We start from the raw sequence: 18692 nt of genomic DNA, 5'->3' as shown, positions 1-18692 counted from the left end.
GTCGGCGGTCCGCACTAGGCTCCCCGCCATGGATCAACGGGTCAGCTTCCTCACTCTGGCCGTGGCCGACGTCGCTGCGAGCCGCACGTTCTTCGTCGACGGTCTGGGCTGGACGGCGAGCCTCTTCGTCCCCGGGGAGGTGCTGATGATCAAGGTCGCCGACCGGGTCGTCCTGTCACTGTGGGACCGCCGTGCGTTCGAGGAGGAGGTCGGGCCGATCGCGACAGGCGGCGGCTTCGCGCCGATGACGCTCGCGCACAACGTCGCCACCCCCGCCGAGGTCGACGAGGTCCTGGAGGAGGCCGTCGCCGCCGGAGCAGCTCTCCGCTCGCCCGGCACCCGGCGGGAGTGGGGCGGCTACAGCGGATACTTCCTCGACCCTGACGGCTACGCGTGGGAGGTCGCCTACAACCCGGGCGAGATCGGGCGCGACCTCCTGCCCTGAGACGGTCTCTTGGCCCCGCAGTTAGGGTGCCTGACATGAGCATCGTGGCGCAGCCGGAGTCGTCCGCCACCAAGGGCCGGCGCGCCCCTCTCGCGTTCGAGGTCGTCTCCAGCGACCGGCTCACCCGGCACATCCAGCGTGTCGTGCTCGGCAGCCGTCAGTTCGACGAGTTCGCCCGCAGGTTCGGTGGATTCACCGACTCCTACGTCAAGCTCGTGTTCCTCGTCGACGGTGTGGACTACCCCGATCCGCTCGACCTCGACGTCGTCCGTGGCTCCTACCCGCCCGAAGCCCAGCCCGTCGTCCGGACCTACACCCTCCGCAGGATCGACGTCGAGCACTGCCGCATCACCATCGACTTCGTCGTCCACGGTGACTCCGGTGTCGCCGGCCCCTGGGCAGTCCGAGCCGTGCCTGGCGACGTGCTGCACCTGACGGGCCCTGGAGGCGCGTACGCCCCGGACCCGTCCGCCGCGTGGCACCTGCTTGCGGGTGACGAGGCGGCGCTGCCCGCGATCCAGGCCGCGCTCGAGGCGATGCCTGCCGGTGCCCGGGTCCACGCCTACGTCGAGGTCGACGGTCCCGAGGACGAGCAGCCGGTGGTCTCCGAGGCCGACGTGACGCTGACGTGGTTGCACCGTGACGGAGCGCCCGCCGGCACCACCACGCTCCTTGCCGACGCCGTCCGCGCCCACGACTGGGCGGCCGGTGAGCCGCACGTGTTCGTGCACGGCGAGTGCGGTCTTCTCAAGCAGCTCCGCTCCTACCTTCTCCATGAGCGGGGCGTGCCGCGCGAGCGACTCTCGCTGTCGGGCTACTGGCGCTGCGGCGAGACCGAGGAGGGCTTTCGGGCCTGGAAGAGCGCCCAGCCCAAGGTCTGACACGGCGCCTGGGCCGTGCCGCGGCTCAGAAGTAGTCGGTCATGTACGGCGTCGCCGCGAAGGCCGCATCGAGCAGCGGGTCGTCCTCCGGGTCGCCTCCGTCGGCGAGCCCCGACGCGCGCAGGGTGGCGAGCGGCGTCCCACCGAAGAGCGCCGCGGCCCCGCGCGGCCCGAGCGCCACGCCGCCCGCCCCTTCGGTACGGCGCAGCACCCCCTGACCACCGGACACCACGAGCAGGTGTCGACCCGACGAGCCTTCGTGGAGCGGATCGGTGAGGACCAGGGGCACCTCGACGTCGATCGCGGCGGGGAAGCCGCGGGCGGCGACGGCCGCAGGGGCGTCGACCAGCCGCAGCATCCACCACTGCGTCTGGTGCACGGCCACCTCGTTGTCGGTCAGCATCCAGAACAGCGGGTCGTGCGGCCCCAGGGCGACCCGTACCAAGGACCGCGTGGACGACCCGGACCCGACGAGCCGCCACAACGCCCGCAGCGTCGAGGTCGATGCGGCACCCAGAGTCTGGACGTCCAGGTGGTCACCTGCGAAGGCGTACGAGACGACCCCGTCGTCGGCGAGGTAGGTCAGGATCTCGTCGTCGGCCAGGTCGACGGCCACCTCGACGGGATCCCAGTCGAAGGGGCCGCTCTGGCGACGCGCCTCGTATCCGGCCGCGAGGAGGCGGGTCAGCTCGGCGGCGTCCTCAGGCCCGCCGCGGCGGAGCCGGACCGGCTCTCCGGACAACCGCCTCAGCGCCTCGGTCGAGACGTCGACGACCCGCCGGGTGCCGGTGATCTCGTAACCGACCGCGCGGTACGGAGCAGTCGTCGCCGGATAGAGCGCAGAGACCAGGAACCCGAGCTCGCGGGAGCGCTCGAGCACCGCGCGCATGAGCGCTGAGCCGACGCCGCTCCCACGGTGCTCGGGCGCCACCACGACGCCGCCGATCCCCGCCATCGGCAGGCGACGCCCTCCCCACCACTGCCCGAAGGCGTTGATGCGCGCTGTCGCGACGACCGTGCTGCCGTCGTAGGCCGCCAGCTGTCGACCGACGTCGACGGCTCGCGCGACCATGCCCTTCCACTGGTCGACGTCGGTCGACGAGAGCGGACCGAAGGACCGCGAACGGACGTCGAGCGCCGCATCGAGGTCGTCGAGGCCGAGGTCACGAATCTCCACCGCACGACCGTAGTGGCTGCCTGAGCCGCGAGCGATGGAAATACGCGAGGTCCGGGAGGCTGCCGGTGGTTAGCGTCGTGGCATGCACATCATCGAGGTCGGCACGACCGACAACATCGAGGGAGCGGCGTACGGGGCGGGCGTCTCGATCATCCAGTCGGACTCCCAGGTCGAGGGCAGCGGCCCGCGGCTGCACACCCATCCGTACGCCGAGACGTTCCTGATCCATGCCGGGAGCGCACTGTTCACCGTCGACGGTGAGGAGCTCGTGGGGCGTGCAGGCCACGTGATCGTCGTCCCGCCCGACACCCCGCACAAGTTCCGCGTCCTGCCGGGCGGCTACCGCGCGACACACATCCACGCCAACGACACCTTCGTGACGGACTGGCTGGAGTAGGCGCCTGGCAGCGACGACTACGCTGGTGCCGTGACCGACGCGCCTGCCGCCACCATTCCCTCCGCGAAGCCCCGCCTCGACACCGTCGAGAACGCCGCCGCCACCCCAGACCGGGAGCTGCCGTGGGCGGAGCTGGGACTGAAGCCCGATGAGTACGAGCAGATCGTCGAGATCCTGGGGCGCCGCCCGACCGGCGCCGAGCTCGCGATGTACTCCGTGATGTGGAGCGAGCACTGCTCCTACAAGTCGAGCAAGGTGCACCTCAAGAAGTTCGGCGAGCTCCCCCAGGAGACGCCGCTCGGCAGGACGCTAGCCGGGATCGGTGAGAACGCCGGCGTGATCGACGTCGGCCAGGGCTACGCGGTCACCTTCAAGGTCGAGTCCCACAACCACCCCAGCTACGTCGAGCCGTACCAGGGCGCCGCCACCGGTGTCGGCGGCATCGTCCGCGACATCCTCGCGATGGGCGCCCGCCCAGTTGCGGTGATGGATCCCCTGCGCTTCGGCCCCCTCGACGCCCCGGACACCAGGCGTGTGATGCCGGGGATCGTCGCCGGCGTCGGGGGCTACGGCAACTGCCTCGGTCTGCCGAACATCGGGGGCGAGGTCGTCTTCGACGAGACCTATCTGGGCAACCCGCTCGTCAACGCCCTCTGCGTCGGCGTCCTGCGCCACGAGCAGCTGCACACCGCTCACGCGTCGGGCGAGGGCAACAAGGTCGTCCTGTACGGCGCTCGCACCGGCGGCGACGGCATCGGCGGTGTCTCGGTGCTCGCGTCGGAGACCTTCAGCGACTCAGGGCCGACGAAGCGCCCGAGCGTCCAGGTCGGCGACCCCTTCATGGAGAAGCTGCTCATCGAGTGCACGCTCGAGCTCTTCGACGCCGGCGTGGTGGCCGGCATCCAGGACCTCGGCGGCGCCGGTCTGTCGTGCGCGACGAGCGAGCTCGCCAGTGCCGGTGACGGCGGGATGCACGTCGAGCTCGACACGGTCCCGCTGCGCGACTCCACGCTCTCTCCGGAGGAGATCCTCATGAGCGAGTCGCAGGAGCGGATGATGGCGGTCGTGGAGCCCGACCACCTCGACGCCTTCATGGAGATCTGCGCGAAGTGGGACGTCGAGGCCACCGTCGTCGGTGAGGTCACCACGACAGGGCGCCTGGTCATCGACTGGCACGGCGAGACCGTCGTCGACGTGCCGCCGCGCTCGGTCGCGCACGACGGCCCGACCTACGAGCGCCCGTACGCCCGGCCCGCCTGGCAGGACGCGCTGCAGGCCGACACCGCCGCCACGCTGGCACGTCCGTCGAGCGGCGACGAGCTGCGGGCCGCGCTCCTCGACGTCCTCGGCTCTCCGAACCAGGCCGACAAGTCGTGGGTCACCGACCAGTACGACCGCTACGTCCGGGGCAACACCGTCCTGGCGCAGCCCGAGGACGCCGGTGTGGTCCGGATCGACGAGGAGACCAACCTCGGCGTCGCGCTCTCGACCGACTGCAACGGACGCTTCGCCAAGCTCGACCCGTACGCCGGCGCGCAGCTCGCCCTCGCGGAGTCGTACCGCAACGTCGGGGTCGCGGGTGCCCTGCCGCTGGCGGTGACCGACTGCCTCAACTTCGGCTCTCCGGAGGACCCGGCCGTGATGTGGCAGTTCGAGCAGGCCACGTCGGGTCTCAAGGACGCCTGCGCCGCGCTCGGCATCCCGGTCACCGGCGGCAACGTGTCGTTCTACAACCAGACCGGCGAGACGGCGATCCTGCCCACCCCGGTCGTGGGTGTGCTCGGCGTGATGACCGACGTCACCAAGCGGGTGAGGCAGGGCTTCGCCGCCGAGGGTGACGTGGTCCTCCTGCTCGGCACCACGCGCGAGGAGCTCGACGGTTCGGCGTGGTCGCAGGTGGCGCACGGCCACCTGGGTGGACGTCCGCCCCAGGTCGACCTTGCGGCCGAGAAGGCGCTCGCGGACCTGATGGTGGAGGTGGCGCGGCGTGAGCTCGCCACCGCCGCGCACGACCTCTCCGACGGCGGCCTGGCCATCGCCCTCGCCGAGGCGGTGATCCGCCACGGTGTCGGCGCGACGGTGTCGCTCGACGGCGGGCCCTTCGGTGGGGACGACTTCGTGCCGCTGTTCTCCGAGTCCACGGCCCGGGCCCTGGTGGCGGTCGCGCCCGACCACGTCGAGGGGTTCACCGACCTTGCCGCGTCGTACGGCGTCCCGGTCACGCGGATCGGTGAGACCGGAGGAGAGGCGCTGACGGTCGAGGGGGCGTTCTCCGTCCCGGTGGCGGAGCTTCGAGACCGCTGGTCGACCACCATCCCGGCCGCCATGGGGGCCTGAGCGCCGGTGTTCCCCACCCGCGCCTACCGGGCGGACGCCGAGGCGGTCGTGTCGCTGCGCGACGACCTCGCACGGTGGCAGCTCGGGTCAGGCATCACCCAGTGGCAGCCCGGTGAGATTACGGCGGACGAGGTGCGCGACCAGATCGCCCGGCAGCAGTGGTGGGTCGTCCGTGACGACGGAGCGATCAGCGCGACGGTCCGGGTGCTCGAGGCCGACCCCGCCATCTGGGACGATCTCGTCGATCCTGCGGCCGACGACGCGCTGTACGTGCACGGGCTGATGGTGCGGAGGGCCCACCGTGGACGCGGGCTCGGTGGAGCGCTGCTGGACTGGGTGGCCGGTCGCGCCCGCGACGCGGGGCGTACCAGCGTTCGGCTCGACTGCGCGGCGGCCAACGCCGGGCTTCGTGCGTACTACGCCGACCTCGGGTTCGTCGAGCGCGGCGATCGTGAGTTCCCAGGGCGGTGCAAGACCCTGGCACGGTTCGAGAAGCCGGTCGGCTGACCCCTCAGCGTCCGGTGCCGGCGAGGTCGGTGTCGCTCTCTGACGCGAGGTAGGTCCCGTGTCCCTCGACGACCAGCCCGTCGCGGAGCCGCAGCACCTCGCACACGAGCCCGCCCTTCTGGTTGCGGTAGTGGATGACGAGGGTGTCCAGCCCGGCGTACGCGCCGAGCACCTCGAACCGCAGGTCCGGCACGTGACGGAGGCCTTCGGTCCAGTAGTGCCGCAGGGCCCCCTTGCCGCGCAGCACACCGGCGCTGTCGGGGAGGAGCGCAGCGGCGACGGGCGAGCTGAAGACGACGTCGTCGGCGAAGTGGGCGAGAACGGCCTCGACGTCGTGGGCGTTCCAGGCGGCGCACCACTGGTCGGCGAAGGCGCGTGGGTGTGACGGCTCCATCAGTCCACCGTAGAGCGGCCGACGGACAGCGCTCCACTGCCGACGCGTGGCACACTCTCCACCCATGTGGACACCGTGGTCCCGTCGCTCGCTCGGGTCGGCCGAGGACCGGGCGACGTACGAGACGCTGCACACGGCCTCGCTGGCCGCGCCGGCGCTGCGCCGGGGCCTCGACGAGGACAGCGCCTCCGCCTCGCTCAAGCACCTGCGGACGCTCCTCGGCGCACCGTCGGTCGCGCTCACCGACACCGAGCAGGTCCTCGCGGTCGAGGGCTCCCGCGAGCGGCGCTCGGACGCGATGGAGCTCGCGAGACAGGCGATCGCGGCTGGCGCCACGCAGGCGTTCAGCACCCCGCACGCGCACTACCCGCACGCGATCGTGGCACCGCTGACCGTCGAGGACACCGTCGTCGGTGCCCTCGTGGTGAGGTCACCGACCAGCTCGGCCGGTCTGGCCCGCGCGACGACGGAGGTCGCGCGCTGGATGTCCAGCCAGCTCGAGCTGGCCGAGCTCGACAAGTCCCGTACCGCGCTGATGGAGGCCGAGCTGCGGGCGCTGAGAGCCCAGATCTCACCGCACTTCGTCTACAACTCCCTCGGGGCGATCGCGTCATTCGTCCGGACCGACCCCGAGCGGGCGCGCGAGCTGCTGCTCGAGTTCGCCGACTTCACCCGCTACTCGTTCCGGCGCCACGGGGAGTTCACCACCCTGGCCGACGAGCTGCAGTCGATCGAGCGCTACCTCGTGCTCGAGAAGGCCCGCTTCGGCGACCGCCTCCACGTCACCGTGCAGGTGGCTCCCGAGGTCCTCTCCGTCCGGCTCCCCTTCCTCTCGATCCAGCCGCTGGTCGAGAACGCCGTACGTCACGGGCTGGAACGCAAGGCCGACGGCGGCACGGTCGTCGTGATCGCCCGCGACGCGGGCAACGAGGCGGTGATCACCGTCGAGGACGACGGGGTCGGGGAGGACCCGGACCGCGTACGCCGTGCCCTCGCCGGCGACAGCGCGGGGGACTCGGTGGGCCTGGGCAACGTCGACGAGCGGATGCGCACCGTCTACGGCAACGCGTACGGGATCGTCATCGAGACCGCGCCGAGCGCCGGCACGAAGGTCACCGTCCGGGTGCCCAAGTACGCGCCGGGCGCCGAGAGATGAGGGTCCGGCCGCACCAGACGTGACGCAGGCCACACCGCACACCTACACTCGTGCGCCATGGGTCTGAACGTTCTCGTCGCCGACGACGAGCAGCCGGTCCTCGACGAGCTCGTCTATCTCCTCGAGCGCGACGAGCGGATCGACCACGTCCGGGCCGTCGGCTCCGGCGCCGACGTCCTGCGAGCGCTGGAGGCCGACCCTGTCGACGCCGTCTTCCTCGACATCGCGATGCCGGCCCTGTCGGGCCTGGAGGTGGCGCGGGTCCTCGCCCGCTTCCGCAGCCAGCCCAAGGTCGTGTTCGTGACCGCGCACGAGGACCACGCCGTCGACGCCTGGGACCTCGACGCGGTCGACTACGTCCTCAAGCCGGTCGCGGAGGATCGTCTCCGCGAGTCCGTCCGCCGGATCTGCGGTGCCCGGTCGCCTCTGACGTCGTCCGCGACGGCGGACGACGACGTCGTCGCGGTCGAGCTCGCCGGCGTCACACGCTTCGTCGCGCGCAACAGCGTGGCCTACGTGGAGGCGCAGGGCGACTACGTCCGGCTCCACACCGTCGAGGGCGACAGCCACCTGCTCCGTACGGCGTTGGTGACCTTGGAGCACGAGTGGGCGTCCGCCGGGTTCGTCCGGATCCACCGCAGTCTGCTGGTGGCGTCGTCGCGGGTGCGGGAGGTGCGGATGATCGCCGGCCGATGCTCCGTCCTCGTCGACGCCGGGGGCCCGCCGTACACCGAGCTGCAGGTCGCTCGCCGCCACACACGCGACCTGCGGGAGCTCGTCCAGCAGCGGTCCCGCTCCGGTGGTGGGGTGTCGTGACGGGCACCGACCCGGCGGTCGACCGGGTCCGCATCACCAGCCCTCACACGACCGCTCGTCCTCGCCGGCGCCGCACGGTCGTGCAGGAGATCGACGAGGAGACTGCCATCGGCGAGGTCTACGTGCGGTCGCTGGTGCGCTCGCAGCTGCGCCTTGCGCTGGTCGTCGCGGCCGTGGTCGCCGCCGCGATCGGGGGACTGCCGATCCTTTTCATGGTCGCCGATCTCGAGGCCGTCCAGGTCGGACCCCTCCCGTTGCCGTGGTGGGTCCTCGGCGTCGGGGTCTATCCGGTGCTGTTCCTGATCGGCTGGGCGTTCGTGGTGGCCTCGGAGCGCAACGAGCGTGCGTTCAGCGATCTCGTCGAACGCCCCTGACCGGGGCAAGGAGCATCCCCCGTGAGCAGCACGTACGCCGCGGTCGCCGTGGCGGTGGTCGCGCTCGCGACCCTCGGCATCGGCCTGTTCGGGCTGCGGTTCAGCAGGACCACCTCCGACTTCTACGTCGCGTCGAGATCGGTGAGCCCGCTCTGGAACTCGTCGGCGATCGGCGGCGAATATCTCTCTGCGGCGTCGTACCTGGGCATCGCCGGATTGATCCTGACCTACGGCGCGGACATGGTGTGGTTCCCGGTCGGGTGGACGGCCGGTTATCTGGTCCTCCTCGCGTTCGTCGCCGCCCCGCTGCGGCGGTCGGGCGCCTACACGCTTCCCGACTTCACGCAGATGCGTGTGCAGTCGACGACCGCGCGCGCGGTCGCGTCGATGCTGGTGGTGGTCATCGGCTGGCTCTATCTCATGCCGCAGTTCCAAGGCGCCGGGCTCGTCCTGCACACCGTGACGGGAGCACCGACGTGGGTCGGGTCGGTGATGGTCGCCGTGATCGTCGTCGTCAACGTGATCTCCGGCGGCATGCGCAGCATCACCTTCGTGCAGGCCTTCCAGTACTGGCTCAAGCTCACCGCGCTGCTGGTGCCGCTGGTGTTCCTGCTGCACGCCTGGACCGACGACGGGAGGCCGACCCCTGCCGACGCCGGGGCCTCGGCAGCCTGGTTGTCGCCGATGGCCGCGGACGCGCCCGGTCTGGCGCTCTATGCGACGTACTCGCTGATCGTGGCGACGTTCCTCGGAACCATGGGCCTTCCGCACGTCGTGGTGCGGTTCTACACCAATCCTGACGGGCGCGCGGCACGCCGGACGACCCTGCTCGTGCTGGCGCTGCTCGGCGTCTTCTACCTCCTTCCGACGGCGTACGGCGTCATCGGCAGGGTCTACGCCGCCGACCTGGTCGCCACCGGCAACACCGACATCGTGGTGCTGGAGCTGCCGATGCGGATGATCGGCGGGTCGCTCGGTGACCTGCTGGGCGCGCTGCTCACCGCAGGTGCGTTCGCCGCCTTCTTGTCGACGTCCTCCGGCCTGACGATGTCGGTCGCCGGGGTGCTCGCCCAGGGATCGGTGGGTCGGCGCGTCCTCGGACCGGTCGCCGGACTGCGCGCCGGCGCCGTGGTGGGCACGGTGTTCCCGCTCGCGCTCGCGCTGGCCTCGGACCAGATCGCGGTCGCGAGCTCGGTCGGCTTCGCCTTCGCGGTAGCCGCGTCCACGTTCTGCCCGCTCCTCGTCCTGGGCATCTGGTGGCGACGCCTGACCGCAGCGGGCGCCGTCGCGGGGATGCTCGCCGGCGGGATCGGCGCCGGAGGTGCGGTCGTCGCGACGATCGTGCGCGGGAGTGACGACGGCTGGCTCGACCTTCTCTTGTCGCGACCCGCCGCCTGGTCGGTGCCGATCGCCTTCGCCACCATGGTGGCCGTCTCGCTGGCGACCCAGAACCGGCGACCCTCCAACGTCGCGCGGACCATGGTCCGGCTGCACACCCCCGAGCGGCTGCTGCTGGATCGGGCGGACGGTCCCTAGCTCGGCCGCTCGATGATGTCGCGGTCGCGGGGCAGCTTGCGGACACCCACCAGCCGCGCCACCGGCCCGGCGAGGAAGAGCAGAAGAAGCCAGAACATCCCGACGCTCGGCGCCACCAGGTCGAGGAGGAATGCGAGCAGCAGCAGGCCCAGGGCGACGAGCCCTCCGCGGACGTCGAGCTGTCCCCGTACATCGCTCCGTTGGAGATCGGGGTGGCGCACGGTGAGCCACTGGATGACGGCCAGGCACGCGCTCGCGACGATCAGCACGCCGATGTAGAGCGAGTTTCCCCCTCTGGTGTCGCTGCTCAGCTCACCGAGGAGCTGGGTCGTGAAGGGGATGAAGACGATGCTGGCCAACCAGACGAAGTTGGTCCAGAGGATGGCGTTGGAGTAGTCGCGCAGATGCTCGAACAGTCGGTGGTGACCGACCCAGAAGTGCGCGATGACCGCGAAGCTGAGCGCGAACGCGACGAACGTCCAGCGTTCGTCGGCCAGCACGGACGCGACCGAGTGGGACCGTCCGTCCGTGACGAGGTCCATGAGGGGAAGCACGAGGAGGGTGATCGCGATCGCGACCGCGGCGTCGGTGAAGTTGACGAGCCGGTCCAGGCCGCGGTCCGTGTGAGTTCCCGCCATCCGTCCACTGTAGGAAGAGCCGGACGATGCGGCGCGGGCAAGCAGCAGCCGCGGACGCGTACCCGGCACCGAGGGGTGCCGAGGACGGCCGCGGCTGCTGGCCGAGAGGTCGTGGGGAGTCGCGTCAGCGACCGCGGCGCCCGGCCTGGGACGAGAACGAGGCAGCCCCACCGGAGCGCGAGGAGCTCGAGCTCGAGGCCGAGCCGCTGCCGCTTCGTGTGGCCGTCCCGCCACCGGAGCGACGTCGACGCGAACCGCTGCTGCTGCGGGCGCCCTCGCCGGAGCGCTGGCCCCCGCCGTTGTTGCCCCGGCCACCACTCCCGCGACCGCCGCTACGGCCACCGTTGCCGCGAGCGCTGGCCGCCGCGGCAGCGACGAGCGCCGGGGGCGGCGAGACGCGCTCGGCCTGCGGGCCGACGAGCGAGCCGATGATCTCGGAACCGGCGGCGACCTCGTGGTCGGTCGGCTTGATCGAGGCCGCGCGCATCAGCGTACGGACGTCGCGGCGCTGCTCGGGTGTCGCGATGGTGACGACGACGCCCGAGGCGCCGGCACGTGCCGTACGGCCCGAGCGGTGGAGGTACGCCTTGTGCTCGGTCGGCGGGTCGACGTGCACGACGAGCGAGACGTCGTCGACGTGGATGCCGCGGGCCGCGATGTCGGTGGCGACCAGGACTCGGACGGTGCCGTCGGAGAACGCCGAGAGATTGCGCTGGCGTGCATTCTGGCTCAGGTTGCCGTGAAGGTCGACGGCCGGGATCCCGGAGTCCGTGAGCTTCTTCGCGAGCTTCTTGGCCGCGTGCTTGGTACGGGTGAAGGCGAGCGTCTTGCCCTCGCCGCCGACCAGCTGGTTGATGAGCGACTGCTTGCCGTCGTGGGTCACGGAGAGCACGTGGTGCTCCATGTCCGGGACGTGCGACGTCGCCTCGTCCACCGAGTGGGTGACCGGGTTGTGGAGGTAGCGCTTGACGAGGGTGTCGATCCCGTTGTCGAGCGTCGCCGAGAAGAGCAGGCGCTGCGCGTCCCGCGGGGTCCGGTCGAGGATCCGCTTGACGCCGGGGAGGAAGCCGAGGTCGGCCATGTGGTCGGCCTCGTCGAGCACGGTGACCTCGATGTCGCTCAGGTCGCAGTGACCCTGAGCCATCAGGTCCTCGAGCCGACCCGGGGTGGCGACGACGACGTCGACACCGTTGCGGAGCTTGGTCACCTGCGGGTTCTGGCCGACGCCGCCGAAGATCGTCATGGTGCGCATCTGCATCGCCTGCGCGAGCGGCTGGAGCGTCTCGTGGACCTGGGTCGCGAGCTCGCGCGTCGGGACGAGGACCAGCGCGCGGGGGTTCTTGGCGCGCCGGCGGCGACCGCTGGCGGCGAGGACGGCGAGCGTCGGCAGGCTGAAGGCGACGGTCTTGCCGGAGCCGGTACGGCCTCGACCGAGCACGTCACGACCCGCGAGCGAGTCGGGCAGGGAGGCCGCCTGGATGGGGAAGGGGGTGGTGATGCCGCGCTCCGCGAGGGAGGCGACGAGAGGTGCAGGTACGCCGAGATCGGCGAAGGTGGGCACAGGGGTGTCCTTCAAGTCGTGGGGGTGGCCGTGATTGCAGCCACTCACGAATGAGGACGGGAGGGCGCGGGGTGCGCGCCGCTCGAGCAGACGACCGCGGACGCCGGATGCGTCCTTCGTCGACAGTACCCGGGATGCGGCCGTGACGACGAATCGAGTGGTGCTGATCACACACGTCCTGACCCTGGGGACCCCTACATTGCGGGGATGGGCACCACGGCCCCGATGGTCGGTGGACACCAACGTGAGACGTCGCCCGTGCCTGCGTACGCACGGGTGCCCGTGCTCTCTGCCGCCGCGGCGCTCGCGGTCGTGCTGCTCGCGACGGCCGGCCGCTACGGCTTCCATCGCGACGAGCTCTACTTCCGGATGCTGGACCCGTCGTGGGGCTACGTCGACCAGCCGCCGCTGATCCCGCTGATCGCCCGCGCGATGACCGACCTGGTCGCCGATGAGCCGTGGGCGCTGCGGCTGCCGGCGATCGCGGCCGTGGTGGCCTCCACGCTGGTGGTCGCCGCGATCGTCCGCGAGCTCGGAGGCGGCGCTCTCGCCCAAGGGCTGTGCGCCTGGACGTTCGCGTTCGCGACGTTCCCGCTCGTGGCCGGGCACGTGCTGATCACGACCTCGCCGGATCTCCTGGCGTGGGTGCTGGCGTCGTGGTTCGTGATCCGCGCCCTGCTCCGCGACGACGGCCGGTGGTGGCTCGCCGTCGGTCTCGTGGTGGGTCTCGCGACCTACGGCCGCCTGCTGATCCCGTGGTTGATCCTCGGCCTGCTCGTCGGCGTGGTGCTGGTCGGTCCCCGGCGGGTGCTGCGGTCGGGCTGGTTCTGGTCCGGCGGCGCGCTCGCCGCGGTCGTCGCCCTCCCGAACCTCGCCTACCAGGTCGTGAACGGCTTCCCGCAGCTCGACATGGGCGCGGCGCTGGCTGACAACAACGCCGACGAGGTTCGGGTGATGATGTGGCCGTTCCTCTTCATCATGCTGCCCGCCGTGTGGGTCGTGGGTGCGGTCGCGCTGTGGCGACGGCCGCAGTGGCGAGCCCTCCGTGCCTTCGACGTCGCCTTCGTGGTCGTCCTCGTGCTGACCTTCGTGGGGGGAGCGCAGTTCTACTACCCGGTCGGTGTGCTCGCCGTGCTGTTTGCCGCCGGCTGGGTCCCGACGGCGTCGTGGTTCACCCGCTCGTCGAACGCCGTGCGCGCAGGGGTCGGGGCGCTGCTGGTGCTGTACGCCGCGGTGTCCGTCGTCGTGTCGCTGCCGGTGATCGGCGTCGGCACGCTCGGGAGCACCCCTGTCCCGGGGATCAACCAGGCTGCCGCCGACCAGGTCGGGTGGCCGACGTACGTCCGTCAGATCGCCGCCGTGTGGGACGGGTTGTCGGCGGAGGAGCGGGCCGAGGCAGCGATCATCACCAGCAACTACGGCGAGGCCGGGGCGATCGACCGGTACGGTCCCGCGCTCGGCCTGCCCACGCCGTACAGCGGGCAGAACGCCCTCCACGACCAGGCCCGGCCGCCCGACGGAACCGAGACGGTCGTCTTCGTCGGCGGCCAGTACGGGTTCGCGGTCACGATCTTCGAGGAGTGCGAGGCCGTGGACGTGCTCCGCAACGGGGTCGGTGTCGACAACGAGGAGGAGGGCGTCCCCGTGGCCGTGTGTCGCGGTCCGCTGCGGCCGTGGGCCGAGCTCTGGGACGACCTGCGGCACCTGGACTGACGCCCGCCGTTCGTCGCGTGAGCACGACCGCTCGGCGTGCGCGCGATGCCGTACGGCGACCGGTCGCGCACGTCCACCGAACCTCTCGGGTGTGACCTGGCACACACCCTGCGGCCGCCCCTAGCCTCACGCGAGAACACCCATGCCCGTGCGTCCCGAGAGGCGAAGCCGTGATCGAGAGAACCACAGCGGCGGAGGATGCGGCCTACGCACGCATCCGCTCCACCGAGGAGTTCCACACCCTCAAACGCAAGTACATAGGCTTCGTCGTCCCCGTGACGATCGGCTTCATGGCCTGGTACCTGCTGTACGTCATCTGCTCCAACTGGGCGCCCGACCTGATGAACGCCAAGGTCGTCGGCAACATCAACGTCGCCCTGATCTTCGGACTGCTCCAGTTCGTCTCCACCTTCGCCATCGCGATCTGGTACTCGAAGTTCTCCGTCAAGAACCTCGACCCGCTCGCTGACTCACTGCGCGCCGAGTACGACGAGGAGATCACCCGATGAGCGGACGCGACGTGGTCCTCGCAGCCAGTGCCGAGGGTGACCACCAGACTCTGACCACCGTCCTCTTCGTCGGTGTCGTGCTGCTCACGGTCGCCATCACGTTCTGGGCGAGCCGCAACAACAAGACGGCAGCCGACTACTACGCCGGCGGCCGGTCGTTCACCGGCTTCCAGAACGGCCTCGCGATCGGCGGCGACTACATGTCGGCGGCGTCGTTCCTCGGCATCTCCGGCGCCATCGCGCTGTCCGGCTACGACGGCTTCCTCTACTCCATCGGGTTCCTCGTCGCCTGGCTGGTCGCGCTGCTCCTCGTCGCCGAGCTGCTGCGCAACTCCGGCCGCTTCACGATGGCCGACCAGCTGGCGTACCGGATGCGGCAGCGTCCTGTCCGTACCGCTGCGTCCGTCTCCACCGTCGTCGTGTCGATCTTCTATCTCCTCGCGCAGATGGTCGGTGCCGGCGCGCTCGTGTCGCTGCTGCTCGGCGTCGAGGGCGACACGCTGAAGAACCTGACGATCGTCGCCGTCGGCGTGCTGATGATCTTCTATGTCGTCGTCGGCGGCATGAAGGGGACGACCTGGGTGCAGATCGTCAAGGCGGTGCTGCTCATGGCCGGCACGCTGCTGATCAGCATCCTGGTGCTGGCGAAGTTCAACTTCAACCTGTCCGAGCTGCTCGGCACGGCCGCCTCGAACTCCGGCAAGGGGCAGGCGTTCCTCGAGCCCGGGCTCAAGTACGGCGCCGACTTCACCAGCAAGCTCGACTTCCTGTCGCTCGGCATCGCCCTGGTGCTCGGCACGGCGGGTCTGCCGCACATCCTCATCCGCTTCTACACGGTGCCGACGGCCCGTCAGGCGCGCGTGTCGGTGAACTGGGCGATCGGTCTGATCGGCACGTTCTACCTGATGACGCTGATCCTCGGGTTCGGTGCCGCGGCGCTGCTCAGCGACGACCAGTACGCCAAGGTCGCCGAGTCCGGCGGCAACCTGGCCTCACCGTTGCTCGCCGAAGCCGTCGGTGGCGGCGCGGGCTCGACCGGAGGCGCGATCCTGCTCGCACTGATCGCGGCGGTGGCGTTCGCCACCATCCTCGCCGTGGTCGCGGGCCTCACGCTCGCGTCGGCGTCGTCGGTCGCGCACGACCTCTACGCCAACGTGTTCAAGAAGGGTGAGGTCTCCGGCAAGGACGAGGTCAAGGTCGCGCGGATCGCGGCGTTCGTGATCGGCGGCGTGGCGATCGCGCTGGCGATCCCCGGGCAGTCGCTGAACGTCGCGTTCCTGGTCGCCCTGGCGTTCGCCGTGGCGGCGTCGGCGAACCTCCCGGCCCTCCTCTACAACCTGTTCTGGAAGGACTTCAACACGCGCGGGGCGGTGTGGAGCATCTACGGCGGTCTGATCTCGGCCGTCGGCCTGGTGTTCTTCTCGCCGGTGGTCTCGGGCAAGGTCGACCCGGAGACGGGGGAGAGCCTGTCGCTGTTCGGGACCGGCGTGGACTTCAGCTGGTTCCCGCTGGAGAACCCCGGCCTGGTCTCGATCCCGATCGGGTTCTTCCTCGGGTGGCTGGGCACGGTCACGACCAAGGAGAAGGCCGACCCCGTGAAGTACGAGGAGCTCGAGGTCCGGTCGATGACCGGCGCGGGCGCCGAGTGACGGGCTGACCGACCAACCCTGACCAACCACGAGACACACGATTCCCCCGCTCTGGCGCTCCTCCTGGCGGCAGAGCGGGGGATTCGTGCGTCCGCAGGGTCGCGTCGGTGAGGATGGACCCGTGACGGGAGTGCTCGAGGGGTTCGGCGTCATCACCGTCGTGATCGCGGTCGGCTTCGTCCTCGCGCACCTCGGGGTGGTGACGCTGGACTACCAGTGGATGCTCTCGCGCCTGGTGTTCTTCGTCGGCAGCCCGGCGCTGCTGTTCTCGGTCCTCGCCGACACCGACGTCGGCGGTGCGCTGTCGAAGGCGCTGGTCGCGAATGCGGCGAGCGTCGCGGCGGTGGCGGTGATCGCTCTCGTGCTCGCGCGGTGGCGGTGGCGGCGGGGGTGGGCCGACACCACGCTGGCCGCCCTCTGTGCGGGCTACGTCAACGCCGGCAACCTCGGCCTCCCGATCGCGATCTACGTGCTGGGTGACGCGTCCGCGGTCGCCGGTGCGCTGCTCCTCCAGCTGCTCGTCCTCGCGCCGCTGGCGTTCGTCGTCCTCGACCAGTCGGAGTCGATGGAGCGACCGACGGTGCTGACGGTGCTGTCGCGTCCCTTCCGCAACCCGCTCACGGTCGGCGCGGTCGTCGGGGTGGTGGTCGCGCTCACCGGCGTGCCGGTCCCGAGGTGGGTGGCCGACCCGATCGACCTGCTTGCCGGGCTCGCCATCCCCGGGATGCTGATCGCGTTCGGCATCTCGCTGCGGCTGGGGCCGAGACCCGGCGCGAGCGGCGCCGGCACCCAGGTGGCGATCCTGACGGTCGTCAAGCTGGCCGTCCAGCCGCTCGTCGCCTACCTCGTCGCGCGCTTCGCCCTCGGTCTCGACGGCAGCGCCCTGCTCGCCGTGGTGGTGGTCGCGGGTCTTCCCACGGCGCAGAACGTGTTCGTCACCGCGGTGCGCTACGACCGGTCGGTGGCGGTCGTGCGCGATGTCGTGTTCGCGACCACCGTGCTCTCGTTCCTCACGATCCTGGCGATCGCGGCCCTGCTGGCATAGCGGCCTCAGCCGTTCGGCAGGACCACGGCACGCCCTCGGATCTCTCCGGCGTGCAGACGCTCGTACGCCTGGGGTGCTTCGTCGAGCGAGTAGGTCTCGATCTCGACGTGGAGCTGGTCGCGGCGTGCCATCTCGAAGACCTCGATGAGCTCGGACCGGGTGCCCCAGTACGGCGCCCGGAACGCGGCGTCATACGGGGTGACCCCGAATCCGACCGGCACGGCGCCTCCACCGATACCGACGAGCTGCACGTCGCCCTCGAGTGCGACCGACGCCGCCGCGATCGCGCCGGTGGCCGGAGCGCCGACGAAGTCGAAGACGGCCTCGGCGCCGAGACCGCCGGTGAGCCGCTTGATCGCCTCCGGTGCCTCATCGTTCGAGAGGACCGCCTCGTGGGCCCCGACCTCCTTGGCGAGGGCGAGCTTCTCGTCGTTGACGTCGAGCGCGATCACGCGGGCGCCGGTGAGCGCACGCAGGATCTGGATCGCGACGTGTCCGAGGCCGCCGGCGCCGATCACCACGGCCGTGCTGCCCCCGACGAGCTTCGGCATGGCGGTGCGGATCGCGTGGTACGGCGTCAGGCCCGCGTCGGTCAGCGACACGTTGCGCACAGGGTCGAGGTCGCCCAGAGGGACGAGGTGTCGTACGTCGTCGACGATCATGTACTCCGCGATCGCGCCGGGCGCTCCGAGCCCCGGCGGCGCGATGCCGAGCTCGACGGCGTACGGGCAGGAGTTCTCCGCACCGCGCGAGCAGGCGTGGCAGCGTCCGCAGCCCCAGGGGCCGTAGACCGCGACCGAGTCGCCGAGCGCCACGTTCGTCACTCCCTCCCCGAGCGCGTCGACGGTGCCGGCCCCCTCGTGGCCGAGCGTGAGCGGCAGCCCGAAGGTGTAGGCCTCCGCCGGCAGGCTCATCACGAACTCGTCGGAGTGGCAGACCCCGGCGGCCGACACCTTCAGCCGGACCTCGCCGGGCCCTGGCTCAGGGGTCTCCACCTCGACGACCCGAGGAGGACTGCCGATCTCGACGTACTGGAGTGCTCGCATCTGTTCACGCTAGATCCGCCCTGCAGGTTCAGCGAGCGCAGCGCGTCGAGGCCCTCTCCTGCACAATGGCGCGGTGACCACACGCGCGCTCGTTCTCGGTGGCGGCGGGATCACCGGCATCGCCTGGGAGATCGGACTGCTGCACGGCCTCATCGAGGCCGGTGTCGACCTCACCGGCGCCGACCTCGTCCTCGGCACCTCGGCGGGATCGGTGGTCGGGGCGCAGGTGACCAACGGTGCGACGACCGAGGCGATGTACGAACGCCAGCTCTCCCCGCTCGGCACGTACGGCCCCGAGCCCGCGTCGTCGATCGGCTGGAACGTGACCGCACGGTGGGTACTCCTCGGCCTACGCAGCGGACGCGATGCCGAGGCGCTCGGTCGGCGCCTCGGCGCGTACGCGGTGAGCGAGGCCGCTGCCGGTCGCGTCGCGACGGAGGAGGAGCGCGTCGCCGTGATCCGCGACCGGCTCGTGTCGCAGGAGTGGCCGGCGCGCGAGCTGCGGGTGACC

General features: G+C 70.9%; 19 protein-coding genes. 14 read left to right on the top strand and 5 right to left on the bottom strand.

What is annotated here, in order from left to right; translation table 11 throughout:
* The first annotated feature begins 28 nt into the window (after positions 1-28).
* Positions 29-445 (top strand): VOC family protein, encoded by a 417-nt coding sequence (locus tag PV363_RS00920; protein WP_220343239.1) that lies wholly within the window; start codon positions 29-31, stop codon positions 443-445.
* Positions 446-480: 35 nt separating this feature from the next.
* Positions 481-1326 (top strand): siderophore-interacting protein, encoded by an 846-nt coding sequence (locus PV363_RS00915; protein ID WP_220366349.1) that lies wholly within the window; start codon positions 481-483, stop codon positions 1324-1326.
* Between the two features lie 25 nt (positions 1327-1351).
* Here PV363_RS00915 and PV363_RS00910 read toward each other — a convergent pair whose 3' ends face one another.
* Complete coding sequence (locus tag PV363_RS00910; RefSeq protein WP_301021493.1) at positions 1352-2503, bottom strand: GNAT family N-acetyltransferase; 1152 nt, start codon at positions 2501-2503, stop codon at positions 1352-1354.
* Positions 2504-2585: 82 nt separating this feature from the next.
* Between PV363_RS00910 and PV363_RS00905 the strand changes: the two genes are divergently transcribed.
* From PV363_RS00905 to PV363_RS00895, 3 genes are read left to right on the top strand one after another with little or no spacing between them, the layout of a single operon-like run.
* Positions 2586-2900, top strand: coding sequence for a cupin domain-containing protein (locus PV363_RS00905; RefSeq protein ID WP_220343242.1), 315 nt, complete (start codon positions 2586-2588; stop codon positions 2898-2900).
* 30 nt (positions 2901-2930) lie between these two features.
* The gene (gene purL, locus PV363_RS00900) at positions 2931-5237 is read left to right on the top strand and encodes a phosphoribosylformylglycinamidine synthase subunit PurL (protein WP_301021492.1); all 2307 of its coding nucleotides are present in this window, start codon (positions 2931-2933) and stop codon (positions 5235-5237) included.
* A 6-nt stretch (positions 5238-5243) separates the two neighbouring features.
* Positions 5244-5744: a GNAT family N-acetyltransferase gene (locus tag PV363_RS00895; protein WP_220343244.1), complete on the top strand. Its 501-nt coding sequence runs from the start codon at positions 5244-5246 to the stop codon at positions 5742-5744.
* Between the two features lie 4 nt (positions 5745-5748).
* Here the strand turns inward: PV363_RS00895 and PV363_RS00890 are convergent, their stop codons facing one another.
* The gene (locus PV363_RS00890; protein ID WP_220343245.1) at positions 5749-6138 is read right to left on the bottom strand and encodes a nuclear transport factor 2 family protein; all 390 of its coding nucleotides are present in this window, start codon (positions 6136-6138) and stop codon (positions 5749-5751) included.
* 64 nt (positions 6139-6202) lie between these two features.
* Between PV363_RS00890 and PV363_RS00885 the strand changes: the two genes are divergently transcribed.
* From PV363_RS00885 to PV363_RS00870, 4 genes are read left to right on the top strand one after another with little or no spacing between them, the layout of a single operon-like run.
* A complete protein-coding gene (locus PV363_RS00885; RefSeq protein WP_220343246.1) occupies positions 6203-7294 on the top strand; it encodes a histidine kinase in 1092 nt (363 codons plus the stop codon).
* A 57-nt stretch (positions 7295-7351) separates the two neighbouring features.
* Positions 7352-8110, top strand: a complete 759-nt coding sequence (locus PV363_RS00880; RefSeq protein ID WP_301021491.1) for a LytTR family DNA-binding domain-containing protein — start codon at positions 7352-7354, stop codon at positions 8108-8110.
* Complete coding sequence (locus tag PV363_RS00875) at positions 8107-8484, top strand: hypothetical protein (protein ID WP_220343248.1); 378 nt, start codon at positions 8107-8109, stop codon at positions 8482-8484. The genes PV363_RS00880 and PV363_RS00875 overlap by 4 nt, the downstream gene beginning before the upstream one ends.
* 21 nt (positions 8485-8505) lie before the next feature.
* The gene (locus PV363_RS00870; protein WP_220343249.1) at positions 8506-10020 is read left to right on the top strand and encodes a cation acetate symporter; all 1515 of its coding nucleotides are present in this window, start codon (positions 8506-8508) and stop codon (positions 10018-10020) included.
* Here PV363_RS00870 and PV363_RS00865 read toward each other — a convergent pair.
* Positions 10017-10658 (bottom strand): TMEM175 family protein, encoded by a 642-nt coding sequence (locus PV363_RS00865; protein WP_220343250.1) that lies wholly within the window; start codon positions 10656-10658, stop codon positions 10017-10019. The two genes, PV363_RS00870 and PV363_RS00865, sit on opposite strands and share 4 nt — an antisense overlap.
* A gap of 124 nt (positions 10659-10782) precedes the next feature.
* Entirely contained in the window at positions 10783-12219 is a 1437-nt protein-coding gene (locus PV363_RS00860; protein WP_301021490.1) for a DEAD/DEAH box helicase, read from the bottom strand.
* A 207-nt stretch (positions 12220-12426) separates the two neighbouring features.
* Between PV363_RS00860 and PV363_RS00855 the strand changes: the two genes are divergently transcribed.
* The 4 genes from PV363_RS00855 (at position 12427) to PV363_RS00840 (ending at position 17135) form a co-directional block, all read left to right on the top strand.
* Positions 12427-13932 (top strand): glycosyltransferase family 39 protein, encoded by a 1506-nt coding sequence (locus PV363_RS00855; protein WP_301021489.1) that lies wholly within the window; start codon positions 12427-12429, stop codon positions 13930-13932.
* Between the two features lie 170 nt (positions 13933-14102).
* Positions 14103-14441, top strand: coding sequence for a DUF485 domain-containing protein (locus PV363_RS00850; protein WP_220343253.1), 339 nt, complete (start codon positions 14103-14105; stop codon positions 14439-14441).
* Entirely contained in the window at positions 14438-16090 is a 1653-nt protein-coding gene (locus PV363_RS00845) for a cation acetate symporter (protein ID WP_220343254.1), read from the top strand. Before PV363_RS00850 ends, PV363_RS00845 begins: the two co-directional genes overlap by 4 nt.
* A gap of 121 nt (positions 16091-16211) precedes the next feature.
* Positions 16212-17135, top strand: coding sequence for an AEC family transporter (locus PV363_RS00840; RefSeq protein ID WP_301021488.1), 924 nt, complete (start codon positions 16212-16214; stop codon positions 17133-17135).
* Between the two features lie 5 nt (positions 17136-17140).
* Here the strand turns inward: PV363_RS00840 and PV363_RS00835 are convergent, their stop codons facing one another.
* A complete protein-coding gene (locus PV363_RS00835) occupies positions 17141-18181 on the bottom strand; it encodes an NAD(P)-dependent alcohol dehydrogenase (protein ID WP_301021487.1) in 1041 nt (346 codons plus the stop codon).
* Positions 18182-18254: 73 nt separating this feature from the next.
* On the opposite strand from PV363_RS00835, the gene PV363_RS00830 reads away from it, so the two are divergent.
* On the top strand, positions 18255-18692 hold a 438-nt coding region (locus tag PV363_RS00830; protein ID WP_301021486.1), incomplete at its 3' end, for a patatin-like phospholipase family protein.

The organism is Mumia sp. (genome assembly GCF_028803055.1).
Classification (GTDB): domain Bacteria; phylum Actinomycetota; class Actinomycetes; order Propionibacteriales; family Nocardioidaceae; genus Mumia.
The sequence above is the reverse complement of the archived record's forward strand: the minus strand, read 5'-3'. Positions and strand labels throughout refer to the sequence as shown.